This is a genomic window from Streptomyces spiramenti, from assembly GCF_012034385.1.
Lineage (GTDB): Bacteria > Actinomycetota > Actinomycetes > Streptomycetales > Streptomycetaceae > Streptomyces > Streptomyces spiramenti.
Genome location: NZ_JAAVJB010000036.1, coordinates 17,525 through 30,282 on the forward strand (window position 1 = coordinate 17,525; position 12,758 = coordinate 30,282).

Here is a 12,758-nt window from a genome sequence, read left to right on the forward strand (position 1 = left end):
ACGCAGCGATTGTGCCTGACAGGGACACCTCCGTCCCAGCCAGGTCCGGAAGGGAAACCGCGCCGTAACGCGGCGTGGCGCGGTTTCGGGAGCCGCGTGGCCGGGGCATGAGTCACCGACGGGTCCGACAGCCGTCCCGTCGGCGTGCGGGGCGCCACCGCAACAGGCCGGGCGGTGGGGGCCGTTGGTGCTGTCCGGTCGCGGCGCCGCCTCTCGTGGCCACCGGTCTCCGGTTGCCGGGCGGGGGCGGCGGGGCCGCTTCGGCGGTCGGTGCGCCCGGGCGCACGTGGCGCGGCGCACACCCGGGCGACCCCACCACGCCACCCCGACCGACACCAGCCGTCCTGTCGCGTCCCTCGCCGGGCTCCCGCCCCCTCGCCTCTCCCCCTCCACTCGTCCCGAGGAGCAGCCCATGTCCGACAAGCGCACGGCGAGGCCGGAGTCCCACCGTGGGCCGGACACGCCCGGGGCAGCGGCGCCCGCCCGCGCCGGGGAGCGACCGGGCACCGTGCTGCTGACCGGTGCCGCCGGCCGGCTCGGCACTGCCCTCCGTGCGGGGCTGCCGACGCTCGGGTGGGGGGTGCGCTGCCTGGACCGGGTCGCCGTGCCCGGGGAGCCGGACGCCGTGGTGGCGGAGCTGGACGACGAGGCGGCGCTGCGGCAGGCGGCCCGGGGCACCGACGCGGTCGTGCACCTCGCGGGCCACCCGGGCGAGCGGGACTTCCCGGAGCTGGTGCGGAACAACGTCCTCGGCTCGTACCACCTGTACGAGGCAGTACGTCGCGAGGGCGTGCCCCGTGTGGTGGCGGCCTCCAGCAACCACGCGGTCGGCTTCGCGCGCTGCCCCGACAGCGGCCAACCACCGATCCCGGCGAACGGGCCGCACCGGCCGGACACCTTCTACGGGCTGACGAAGTGCCTCGGCGAGGACCTCGCCGAGCTGTACTGGGCGCGCACCGGCGTCGAGACCGTATCGCTGCGCATCGGCGCCTGCTACCACCGGCCGCGCAACGCCCGGGAGCTGTCGATCTGGCTGAGCCACGGCGACCTGGTGCGGCTGGTGCACGCGGCGCTGACGGCGCCCGGCGTCGGTCACACCGTGGTCAACGGCGTCTCGGACAACACCCGGGGCGTTCTCGACCTCTCCGGGGCGCGGCGCCTGGGCTACCGGCCGCTGGACGACGCCGAGGATCACGCGGCTGCCGTCCTCACCGACGACGACCCCGGCTGGGCCCGACCGGGGACGCCGCCGCTCGGGGGCGACTTCATGAACATGTGGGGCGACTGGCCGCCGCTGCCGGACCAGGAGTGACCGACAGCGGAGCGGACCCGCAGCGGATGCGCGGCACCGCTCGCCGCAGGGCCCACCGGGCGGCCGGAGGACGCCCCGTGGGAGCGAAGGGAGCGCGGCGAGGGCAGGGAGCGGCGGTGCAGGGAGCGGCGAGGGCAGGGCGGTGGCGGCGGGCGGGTCAGACGGGAGCAAGGGCGGGGGCAGAAGCAGGGGAAGGTGGGCGGGCGGGAGAAGCTGGGGGCGGGGCCTGGCGGCGGTGGCCGCCGCTACTCGTCCGCGCGGGGCAGCGCGGGGCCGGTGCCCCCGGTGATCTCGGGCGCGTACAGCGTGGCGAGCGGCTCCGGCCCCGCGTAGCGGCGGCACGGGCGCTGCCTGGGCTCGGCGGCGGGCTTTCCGTCGGGTTGCGGTGACGCGCCCTTCGCGCCCTGCTTCGACTTCTTGGGCTACTTGGGCTACTTGGGCTTCACCATCGCGTAGCACCGCCCCTCCCTGGGGTCGTGGTAGGCGAGATGGTGGGTGCAGCCGCACAGCCGCAGACCGGGTCCGGACCGCGCAGTTCGCGCTCGCGTGCCTCCCGGCGTTCGTCCTTGATCTTCTTGATCCGGTCCCACGCACCACCGGCGACGAAGCCGGAGGCCAGGATCACCGCCACGATCTCGAAGCCGGCCACCTCCGGTCCCCCTTGCGCCTCGTCCCGCCGGTCACTGACCGGAGATCGTCGCACACGACCGACCGGCCGTAGAAGGCCCGCGGCAGGCCCCCACCGGCCACGCGCGGCCCCACCACCGGGGGAGGCGGCGGCGGGAGGTCGCGGTCGAATCCGCGTCGGCGGACGCCGCGCGCGTCCGTCGGGCACGGGGCCGTCCACAGCTCGCGCGCAGCCACGTTGACAGCGCCAGCTAACACAATTAGCTTTGAGTTAATGCCGTTAGCCACGAGGAGCTGCCATGACCGGTCCGACCGAGTACCTGAGCGTCGACGGCGGAACCATCGCCTACGAGGTCAGCGGTAGTGGCCCGCTGATCGTGCTGGCGCACGGCATGGGCGACAGTCGCGCCGCCTACCGAGCGGTCGCTCCCGTGCTGGTGACGGCGGGGTACCGCGTGGCCGCCGTGGACCTGCGCGGCTGCGGCGAGTCGAGCGCCGCATGGCCGGAGTGGTCGCGCACCGCCATCGCGGGCGACCTGCTCGCCGTGATCCGCCACCTCGGCGGCCCGGCCGTCCTGGTCGGCCACTCCATCTCCGGCGGCGCCGCCACCATCGCGGCGGCAAGCGAACCGGAGCTGGTGACGGGCGTCATCGAGCTGGCGCCCTTCACCCGCAAGCAGTCGGTCGCCATGGGAGACCTGCGGGTGAAGCGCTTCCGGCAGGGCATGCTGCGCCTGCTGGGCGCGGTTGTGTTCGGCAGCACGCGGATGTGGCGCTCCTACCTCGACGTCGCGTATCCCGGGCCGAAGCCCGCCGACTGGGCGGAGCGTCTGGCGACCGTCGAGGCGGGCCTGCGCGAGCCGGGCCGGATGCGTACGCTCCAGGGCATGGGGCGCACCGCACCGACCGACGCGGGTGCCCAACTCGCCAATGTGCGCTGCCCGGTACTGGTGGTGATGGGCACGTTGGACCCCGACTGGGCCGATCCGCACGCCGAGGGGTCCGCTGTCGTCACCGCGCTTCCCGCCGGCCTCGGGCGGCTGGAGATGATCGAGGGCGCCGGGCACTACCCGCAGGACCAGTTCCCCGACCGGGTGACCGCTCTCGTGCTCGCGTTCCTCCGCTTGGACGCCGCCCGTGCCTAGGGCAGGGCTGGACCGTGCGACGGTGGTCGCCGCGGGCGCCGCACTCGCGGACGACGTGGGGCTGCCTGGTCTCACGATGGGGCTGCTCGCGCAGCGGCTCGGCGTGCGCACCCCCTCGCTGTACAAACACGTCGAGGGCATGGACGACCTGCTGCGCGGCGTCGCTGCCCTCGCACTCGCGGAGGCCGGCGACGCCGTCGGGCTCGCCATCCGGGGCCGGGCCGGCCGTGACGCACTCGCGGCGGCGGCCCGCGCCTTCCGCGCCTTCGTCCTGGCACACCCGGGGCGCTACGCCGCCACCGTGGGCCAGGAACCGACCGGCCCGGACGACCCCCTGGCCGTCGGCGCCGGCCGGATGCTGGACACCTTCCGGTCGGTGCTGCACGGTTACGACGTGCCGGAGGCCGATGTCGACCACGCGTTGCGCATGCTCCGCAGCCTGTGCCACGGCTTCGCGACGCTGGAGTCGGCGGACGGGTTCCGCTGGAGCGCCGACGTCGACGAGAGCTTCGAGTGGCTCATCGACTTCGCCGACCGCGGCCTGCGCGCGATGTGAGGCAGCCGGCCGGTACGCCCCGGGGCGGATCGGGGCGGATCGTGACGTCGCGCTCCGAACAGACTGCGGTGGTAAGGCCGTTCGGAGACCTCGGGGGCTGAGCAGTCGGACGCAGCTCGGGCGGCGCGGGCGGCGCGCCCCCGCCAGCATGGTCACCGAGGACGCACCGCCCCTGCCGGAGCCATGACCAGGAAGAGGAGAACCACTGGTCTTCCCGACAGGGGCGGGGCTTGGGGTCAGCGCGCCCCATGAGGTGCGCATGGGCCGGGTGAGCCCGGTGGTGACCGCGGAACGCGGCGCCCGGGGGTGCCTCCCTTCGTGAGCGCCTGAGGACCGTCGCTAGGCTCCGGGCCCATGACCAGTGACACGGGGTTCACCTGCGCATGCTGCGGGACTCATCGCCCTGACCTGCCGATGAACTACACCGCCGCCGCCCCCGCCGTGTGGGAAGACGCCGACGCCGACGCCGATGACTGCCTGCTCTCCGCAGACCAGTGCGTGATCGGCGCGCAGCACTACTTCGTCAAGGGCCTGATCGAGATACCTGTCATCGGTTGTGACGCGGTGTTCTCCTGGGGGGTGTGGGTCTCGCTCAGCCGAGAGAGCTACTCCCGGGTCTCCGACCTGTGGAACAGGCCCGGACGCGAGGCCGAGGAGCCGTACTTCGGCTGGCTCACCACTGATCTTCCGGTGTATCCGACGGCGACGTTCAACCTCAAGACCCTCGTCCATACCCGCCCGGTGGGTGAGCGCTTCTTCGTCGAGCTGGAGCCCACCGAGCACCCCCTCGCCGTCGAGCAGCACGGAGGAATCAACCTGAGTCGTGTGCGTGAGATTGCGTCGACACTGAGCTGCGCCGGTGACGGCGAGCAGCGGTAATGGCTGACCGGCCCGTAGCGCCTGTCCCGACAGCGCCTGCCGGCCTGAGCCGAAGGGCCCAGTGGTTCATCGAGACGGCGGGCATCCGCGTTCGCCGACACGATCTACGTCTGCACCACGACGCGTGGATCGAGCACGGTGTGCCTGCTGCGGAGATCGAACGGGCGACTGCTTTCCAGGACCGATGGGGCGGGCTCGCCCTGCCGCCGTCCGCGTTCTACGAGGGCGGGCCGCGCATTCTGGACGCCGACTGCCCCGAGGAGACACCCGGGGGCGGCTGGTCGTTCCCGGCAGGCGATTGCCGGGCGTCCATGGCCTACAGCTTCGAGATCGGGCCCGACGGCGCCTTCGGTATCAACGCCCACCGTTGGACGCCTCTGCATGCCAGCGCTGACGGCTGGGTGGAATCCCTGGCGCTCGCCGCGCATGCCCGCCGCTTGGCCGCGACCGTCACAAGAGTCACGCGTGAGGACGTCGACACGTTGGATCTCCGTGCATTCGATCCAGTACCCGAAGTGGAGGGTGCGACCGATTCCTGGTGGCGCGGCAAGGACTCACTCATCGCCGTGTACCGGGGCGAAGCCGTGGGCCTCGACGCTCCGCAATGCCTCGAGGCGCACATCTACGAGGGTCTGGGCGAGTGGAGCCCTCACGGCGGCTGAGTTGTCGGCCACGCGCGTGCGGTAACCACCGGGTCGCCCTGTCCACCGCTGATCCCGAAACCAGCACACCCTGGCGTGCGAGGGGAGCAGGACGTCCCTGCGGTAGACATTCCGCGCCGCGCGGGAACACCCCCGCGTGTGCGGGGAGCAGCTCCTGATCTGGTGGCACCCCAGCCACAAGAAGGGAACATCCCCGCGTATGCGGGGAGCAGACGACTTTGCTGGCCTTGTCCTTGGCGATGATGGGAACACCCCCGCGTGTGCGGGGAGCAGTACGTGACCTCGTCTCCGCTGGAGTGGGTGACGGGAACACCCCCGCGTGTGCGGGGAGCAGCTGGGGGACGCCCTCCGGGAAGTCGCCGGCGAGGGAACACCCCCGCGTGTGCGGGGAGCAGCGCCCCACTCGGGATGGGTGGGGCGCCTTCGCGGGAACACCCCCGCGTGTGCGGGGAGCAGGCGAGACCACGGCTCTCGCGCGGGCGAGACCGGGGAACACCCCCGCGTGTGCGGGGAGCAGTATGTCTCAGTGAAGATTGACGACATGTCATCGGGAACACCCCCGCGTGTGCGGGGAGCAGTTGCGCCCGCCCGGGTCGACGCGGACGACCAGGGGAACACCCCCGCGTGTGCGGGGAGCAGGAGTAGGCGTAATGGTGGGCGACCGCCAGGCGGGGAACACCCCCGCGTGTGCGGGGAGCAGGCCGCAGCAAAAAGCGAATCATCGAGTGGATTAGGAACACCCCCGCGTGTGCGGGGAGCAGACCTGGCCGCCACGCCCCGAGCGGGTGAGCGCGGGAACACCCCCGCGTGTGCGGGGAGCAGCAGAACATTGGACTCGATGCAGGCGGTGCGCAGGGAACACCCCCGCGTGTGCGGGGAGCAGTGCTTTCCTCGTCGCCCATTCTGGTAGCCACGGGGAACACCCCCGCGTGTGCGGGGAGCAGTGGGCAGCGAGGTGGGTGGTCATGGCCCGAAGGGGAACACCCCCGCGTGTGCGGGGAGCAGAGCGAGACGACCCGCGCCAGCATCCTTGACCAGGGAACACCCCCGCGTGTGCGGGGAGCAGCCCCAGATGAGGTCGGGGGACAGCCGCCCGGGGGGAACACCCCCGCGTGTGCGGGGAGCAGCGACACCGCAGGTCAGCGAAGAACGTAACGCCGGGAACACCCCCGCGTGTGCGGGGAGCAGTGGGCAGATTCAGGAGCAGGGTCTCTCGGAGTGGGAACACCCCCGCGTGTGCGGGGAGCAGCTGCCCCGGCGACCTGCCCGTCCAGCGCACCGGGGAACACCCCCGCGTGTGCGGGGAGCAGTGGACAGGAGGCTGAGGGCGTGACTCGCTGTGGGGAACACCCCCGCGTGTGCGGGGAGCAGTGATTCGCGTCTCGACCTCGCGCTTGATCTTCAGGAACACCCCCGCGTGTGCGGGGAGCAGCAGAGCCACTTCGTCCCGTCCTCGGACGGCCGGGGAACACCCCCGCGTGTGCGGGGAGCAGGCGATGAACGGCATCCACGCCAACCCGGTTTCGGGAACACCCCCGCGTGTGCGGGGAGCAGGCGTCCGCGTAGGAGCGACCCTCCGCGATCCGGGGAACACCCCCGCGTGTGCGGGGAGCAGGAAGGGCGTGTCCTGGGGGCTCTCGGCGAAGAGGGAACACCCCCGCGTGTGCGGGGAGCAGTCGAGGACGCCGGGAAGGGCGGTCATCGTCTCGGGAACACCCCCGCGTGTGCGGGGAGCAGGAGTACGACCAATGTGCGTGCGGCGGGAAGGAGGGAACACCCCCGCGTGTGCGGGGAGCAGCCTCGACGATCAGCATGTACCGCGCGTCAACCAGGAACACCCCCGCGTGTGCGGGGAGCAGAACCCGCCCACGACCTCCGGGTGGATCCAGTAGGGAACACCCCCGCGTGTGCGGGGAGCAGCCCCTCGTTCTTCGGGAGGTCGTAGATGATGCTGGAACACCCCCGCGTGTGCGGGGAGCAGCCAGGAGCACGGCGCCGCCGGCGGGGCGGACCCGGGAACACCCCCGCGTGTGCGGGGAGCAGAGGTCACCCGGACCGACACCAAGGCGTCGGTCGGGAACACCCCCGCGTGTGCGGGGAGCAGAGTGCGTGACCTGGGGCGTTAACTGGCGAGTAACTGGATTTTACTTACTTTACCAAACTCCGGCATTTCGCCCATTCCAGGTCGCGCGGTCGACTTCGGGGCAACGATACGACGCGGCTGGGGTGTTCGGGCCTGCTCCGGCGGTCCGGGTCGTGCCGTCGCGTGCGCCGGCCGCAGTGCGAGCGCCCCGTCAGGCCCCCGCACCCGTCCAGGCTTCTGCGCACAGTGCCCGGTCCAGCTCCTCCGTGTACAGGGCGACGGCCAGCCATGCGCGGGCGAACCGTTCGGGGTCGGTGGCCCGCAGCCGTCCGAAGGTGTCGCGGGAGCGATCGGCGGCGGCCCGGTGGAGGTTCTCCAGCAACTCGGCGGCGGTCGGCAGGGCGTGGTCGCGCAACGCCCGGAGGTCGTTGCCCGGCGGTGACGTCAGCAGTCCGCGACCACCGGCGACCGCGTGGTGGAGGCGGCGGCGTAGGAGGTGGAGCGGGGCAGTCGCGGGGCGGACCGTGTCGGCTGCGGGGGTGTGGGACACGCCGGAAGTGGTGGCGGGCGTCAGGTCGGCGAGTTGCAGGCGCTCCAGGCCGAGGTTGACGTGGGCCTCCTCGTCGGTCGGGTGGCTGATGGCCAGCAGCCGGGCGCGGGGGTGGGCGGCCGGGTCGAGGCGGGCGACGGCGCGCAGGCGGAGGCCGGGGCGGGAGGCCAGCAGCCGCAGGTTGTCGCGGTGGGGCAGGGCGGGGTGGTCGTGGGCGACGGTCAGGCGGATCGTCAGCCCGTCGCCGTGGGCGAGGAGGCAGTCGCCCCCGGCCTCCCTGGCGGCGCCCGCCAGGGTGACGTGCAGGAACAGCAGGTCGTCGCGGTCGGACGTCTGCTCCTCCCCCGCTGTCAGCGCCCTGGCGACCTGCGAGGGCAGCGGCTCCTCCCACAGGGCGGACAGCGGAGCACCGGTCCATGGCGAGCCGGCGGCGCGGACCGCGCGGACCCCGGAACCCGCGCCCAGTCGCCCGGACGGCGAGAGCGTCGCGCCGGAGAGCGCGAGACCGGAGCGGGAGAGCTCGCGGTGCGTCAGCGCGGTGTCGCCCATCCGGAGGGTGTGGTCGCCCGCCCCGGCAGCGCGGTTCGCGCCGCCGGGGGCCACGTCGGCGACGGTGTACCGGTGGCCGGCGGCGTCGACCGTCCAGGTCACCGCCCCCGCGTACCCGCCGGGGGTGAGGATCGACTCGCTGAACAGGCCGTGGAGCCGGAGCGAGCCCTCCGAGGCGTAGGAGCGGCGCGCCGTGCCCCGGAGTGCCGCGAACTCCGGTCCGGTCGCCACCGGCAGACGGTGGGTGGTGTGGAGTAGTTCGCGGAGGCGCCCGGCGAGTTCGGCGAGGCGGTGTTCGGGGGCTCCTGACCGGGCGGCGCGGAGTTGGGTGACGACCGAGACCGCAGCGGCTGCGGGCCGATGCAGGCCGGCGAGGCGGGCGGAGTGGGCGGAGCGCAGCAGCTCGGCCTGGTGCACCGCTCCGGCGCCGTCGCGTCCCGCGTCGATCGCCTCGGCCGCCGCGGTGAACAGGGCGGCACAGGCGGCGACCTGTGCGTCGGTGGCCGCTTCGGGTGCCGCCCGGGGCGCGGTCGGCGGCCCGGAGCCGGTCCCGGTCTTGGCCCCGGTCCCGGCCCCGGCGATCGGGTCGGCGGGACTCGGCCCTCCCCCGGCGGCCGGGGGGACGACCGCGCCCGTCGCGTCGGGGGCACGGGCGGGGGAAACCGGCGACGCGGTGTCGTCCGACTCGGCTCGGTCCGGAGCGGCGGCGTGCGGGTCTTCCGGTGCCGCAGGTTCCGCGATGGGCGCTGCGGAGACGACGGCCGCGCGGTGGACGCAGGCGGGAGCCAGCAGGCAGCCGCATCGCACCGCGTCGGCGGTGGTGACCGCGCCGCCCTCCGCGTGGAGTTCGACGGCGGTCTCCTCGTCCAGCGCGAGGCGCACGGTGTCGCCGTCGCGGGAGACCGGGAGGGCGGTCAGCTTGGTGACGGCGGCGTCGAGCCGCTTGCGGAGCCGGGGCGAGAGCGCGCCGACGATTTCCGCGGTCACCTCCGGCGCCACGGGGGGCAGCTGCGAGCTCATGAGACCTTCTCCCCCACCCAGCGGGCGAGTTCCAACGGGCTGAGGGCTGCGACGGGCATGCCCGCCGCGACCAGTTGGGCGGCGACGCCCGTGGAGTAGCGGGGACGTCCCGCGTCGTCGAGACCGGCGCAGCCGAGGACGTGGCAGCCGGTCGCGACCAGGGTGCGGACCTCGGCGAGGAGGCCGCCGAGCGGGTAGCCCTCCTCGAAGTCGCTGATGACCACGATCAGGGTGCGGGAGGGGACGCTGACCAGTTCGCGGGCGTGGCGCAGGCCGGCGGCGATGTGGGTGCCGCCACCGATGCTGACCTCCAGCAGGAGGGACAGCGGGTCGTCGACCTGGCCGGTGAGGTCCACGACCTCGGTGGAGAACGCCAGGAAGTGCGTGGACAGCGTCGGGACCCCGGCGAGCACGGAGGCGGTGAGCGCCGCCCAGACGGTGGACGCCTCCATCGATCCCGACACGTCGGTGACGAGGATCAGCCGCCAGTCGGCGGAGCGCCGGCCACGGGTGTGGAAGACGGGGTGCTCGGGGACCAGTCGGACGCTGCCGTCCGGCGCGCGGCGCGCACCGGCGAGGTTGGCGCGGACGGTGCGGGGCAGGTCGAGCGGGCCGCCCGGGCGGCGGGAGGGGCGCGGTTGGATCGCGCCGTGCAGCGCGGGGCGGATGCGGGTGGCGAGCGCGCGGGTGAGTTCGTCCACCAGGCGGCGCACCAGGGGCCGCAGTGCGGCGAGTCGGGCCTCGGGGAGGCCGCCGGCGTGGCGGAGGACGGTTTGCAGCAGTTCCACGGAGGGGCGAACGGTGTCGGGGTGGAGCTCCGACAGGACGTCGGTGCGGCCCTGCGCTGCCGCGGCGGCCATGACCTCTTCGCGGATGCCGGGCCCGAAGAGGGCGGCGAGTTCCTCGGACCAGTCACGGACCCCCGGGTAGGGGGCCTCGCGGCCACCGCCGCTGCCCGCGCCGAGGTCACCGCGGCTCCCCTCGCCCCGGCCCTGGCCGTAGAGCTCGTCGAGCGCGGTGGCGAACCCGGCGGCGTTCTCGGCGAGGGCGTCGTTCCGTCGGCCGAGGACGAGGCGCCAGCGGTCCGCCGGGCGCAGCACGCGGACGGCCGGGGCTGCGGCGGGCAGCGTTCCGGGCAGAGCACCGTCGACGGGAGCGTCCCCGCCGGTCGTTCGCTCCTCGGGGGTGGCGACGGCGGGTTCGGGAGCCGTGCCACGAGCACGGGCGGGGCCGTCGGCAGGATCGGCGGGGTCCGGCCGGTCTTCGTCGGCGGGCGAGGGGTGATCGGCGGCCGGGGCCGGGAGGAGCCCGAGGCGGTCCAGGGCGGCGCGGGCCGCGAGGTCGGCGCGGGCGTGGACGGCGAGCACGCCGGGGTCTGCGGGCGCCTCGGGCAGGGCCAGGCCGAGCTGTTCCTCGACCACCGCGAGCAGTCGGTCCCGAGCGGCGGGGCTGAGGGTGTCGAATCCGCCGCGCAGAGCCGGCAGCCGGTCCAGGAAGTCCCGGTCCGGCAGGTCGGTGACGCGCGCGAGCAGCGGGTCCAGGGTGTGCGGTTCGGCCTCCAGCAAGGGCCCGGCGGCGGTCAGCAGGCCGGTGAGCCGGGCGGTGAGGGCGGCGCGGCGTTCAGGGTCGGTGGCGGCGTCGATCCAGGCGGCGGCGCGCTCCCCCAGCACGGCGGGGTCCTCGTGGCCGAGCAGGACGAGGAGCGCGCCCGCGGCCCCTCGCATCAGTGGCGATCCCTCGGCGGCGAGGCGGGTCAGGGCGGTGGTGAGGCGGATGCCGCCGAAGAGGTCGGCCCGGTGTGCGAGTTCGACCAGGGCACGGGCGTCGTCGGCGTCCTCGGAGCCGGCGAGGCCGTCCAGTTGCCTGACGCCGGCGGCGGTCAGTGTCTCGACGGCCGCGGCGGCGGCCCGGGCGCGCCCGGCGTCGGCGGGCAGCCCGGGAACGTGACCGGCGCCGACCCGGTCCACCAGGGAGAGACCGGTGAGGAGTTCGGGCAGGGCGGCGCAGCCCGGGAGCAGGTCGGCCGTCTCGGCGAGGCGTTCGTCGGCCAGCGGCGCGACCCCGCAGGCGGCGGCGTCGGCGAGCCCGGTCAGGATCTGTGCCGCCGTCGGGCCGCCTTCGTCCCGTTCGGTCCGGTGGCGTTCGCGGAGCACCCCTTCGGCGGCCTGCGCTGCGGTGACACCGCGCACGGTCGCGGCGACGAGCACGGCGGCGGTGGCCGGGGTCCAGCGGATCTCCCAGCGGGAGGTGAGGGCGTCGGCGCCGCCGGTGCCGGCGACCTCGCGCGGTGCGCCGTACGGGACGCCGCAGACGGACAACCGGCGGAGCAGGAGCTCACGGCGACGGTCGAGATCGGAGCGGAGCGGATCGAGGCGGAGGTCGCGGCTCTGCCGGGAGGCGTCGTGCGGGCCGGGCAGTCCGAGTTCCGCGAGCTCGCGCTCCACGGCCGGGGCGAGTCCGCCGCGTGGCGCCCGGGGGGTGGCGGTGCCGGTGCGGGTGCCGACGAGGACCTCGTCGAGGGCGCGGGCCACGGCGCGTCCCCTGCCGTGGAGTTCGCCCTGGGCCAGCACGGTCTGGGCCGCTTCGGCGAGTTCGCCGCGGCCGGGTGCGGGGAGGTCGCGGAGGCGGGCGAGGTCGCCGGCGAGCCGGGTGATCTCCCGGGCGTCGGCCGGGCCGGAGGGGTGGCCGAGGCGGCGGAGCGCTGCGCTGAGCCGGACGGCGGTGACGGTGAGGGCGTCGCTGACGGCGGCCGGGTCGCCGGCCGCCGTCAGGACCAGGTGCTGCCACTCCGGGTCGCGGATGCCCGCGGGGTAGCCGGAGCGCTCGTCCAGGAGGGCGTAGGTGTAGGGGATCAGGGAGACGGACCAGTCGGCGTCGGGTGCCCCGTCGGGGTCGGCGGCGGTGACGGCACCGTGGGGTGTGCCGGGATCGGCGTCGGGGGTCGCGTCCGTGGCGGCGCGGACCGCGGCTTCGGGGTGGGGCCAGGGGCGCGGCGCCGGGTCGCCGTCGGTGCTCCCCGCGGCCGGCTCGCGCCGTACACCTGCGGATCCACCGCCGGCCGGGGTCCCGGAGCGGTCCGCCCCGGCTGCCGTCGCCGGCTCGGCCAGCAGGGCGGGGGCGTGGAAGGCGCCGATGACGGCGGCGACGCGTCGGCCGCCGGCGCGTGCGGCGGCCAGGCAGCCCCGCATGTGCCGCTCCCGGGCGAGGTCGCTCTCCGGGACGCCCGCCCCGGCGTCCCGCCGGAGGGCCCAGCCGGTCAGCAGCGCCGCCCGCCGCACCGCCTCGGGGGTGGAGCCGGGTGCGGCGGCCTCCACGAGCCGGTCCCACAGGTCGTCGCCCGCGCGGCCGGTCGCCCGGTCGCGCATCGCCTGCCAC

The 12,758-nt window shown here is 74.8% G+C and carries 8 protein-coding genes and 1 CRISPR repeat array; of the genes, 5 read left to right on the top strand and 3 right to left on the bottom strand.

Annotation, left to right across the window (positions count from 1 at the left end; all coding sequences use genetic code 11):
- Window positions 1-412 precede the first annotated feature (412 nt).
- Entirely contained in the window at window positions 413-1,312 is a 900-nt protein-coding gene (locus tag HCJ92_RS07360) for an NAD-dependent epimerase/dehydratase family protein (RefSeq protein ID WP_167932636.1), read from the top strand.
- A 442-nt stretch (window positions 1,313-1,754) separates the two neighbouring features.
- Here the strand turns inward: HCJ92_RS07360 and HCJ92_RS07365 are convergent, their stop codons facing one another.
- Window positions 1,755-1,961 carry a hypothetical protein gene (locus HCJ92_RS07365; protein ID WP_167932637.1) on the bottom strand — a complete coding sequence of 69 codons (207 nt, stop codon included), beginning with the start codon at window positions 1,959-1,961 and terminating at the stop codon, window positions 1,755-1,757.
- A gap of 277 nt (window positions 1,962-2,238) precedes the next feature.
- Here HCJ92_RS07365 and HCJ92_RS07370 point away from each other — a divergent pair, with 277 nt between their 5' ends.
- The 4 genes from HCJ92_RS07370 to HCJ92_RS07385 all read left to right on the top strand — a co-directional run bounded on the left by HCJ92_RS07370 (window position 2,239) and on the right by HCJ92_RS07385 (window position 5,181).
- Entirely contained in the window at window positions 2,239-3,084 is an 846-nt protein-coding gene (locus tag HCJ92_RS07370; protein WP_167932638.1) for an alpha/beta fold hydrolase, read from the top strand.
- 22 nt (window positions 3,085-3,106) lie between these two features.
- On the top strand, window positions 3,107-3,640 hold the full coding sequence (locus HCJ92_RS07375; RefSeq protein ID WP_167932645.1) for a WHG domain-containing protein: 534 nt from the start codon (window positions 3,107-3,109) through the stop codon (window positions 3,638-3,640).
- Window positions 3,641-4,054: 414 nt separating this feature from the next.
- Window positions 4,055-4,519, top strand: coding sequence for a DUF2199 domain-containing protein (locus tag HCJ92_RS07380; protein ID WP_245240666.1), 465 nt, complete (start codon window positions 4,055-4,057; stop codon window positions 4,517-4,519).
- Window positions 4,519-5,181, top strand: coding sequence for a hypothetical protein (locus tag HCJ92_RS07385; RefSeq protein WP_167932640.1), 663 nt, complete (start codon window positions 4,519-4,521; stop codon window positions 5,179-5,181). Before HCJ92_RS07380 ends, HCJ92_RS07385 begins: the two co-directional genes overlap by 1 nt.
- Before the next feature lie 122 nt (window positions 5,182-5,303).
- A CRISPR array of direct repeats spans window positions 5,304-7,285; the repeat unit is 29 nt; unit sequence GGGAACACCCCCGCGTGTGCGGGGAGCAG.
- 190 nt (window positions 7,286-7,475) lie between these two features.
- Here the strand turns inward: HCJ92_RS07385 and HCJ92_RS07390 are convergent.
- Window positions 7,476-9,383: a hypothetical protein gene (locus tag HCJ92_RS07390; RefSeq protein ID WP_167932641.1), complete on the bottom strand. Its 1,908-nt coding sequence runs from the start codon at window positions 9,381-9,383 to the stop codon at window positions 7,476-7,478.
- The coding region (locus HCJ92_RS07395) for a DUF5682 family protein (RefSeq protein WP_167932642.1) at window positions 9,380-12,758 on the bottom strand (3,379 nt) is incomplete at its 5' end. The genes HCJ92_RS07395 and HCJ92_RS07390, both read right to left, overlap by 4 nt.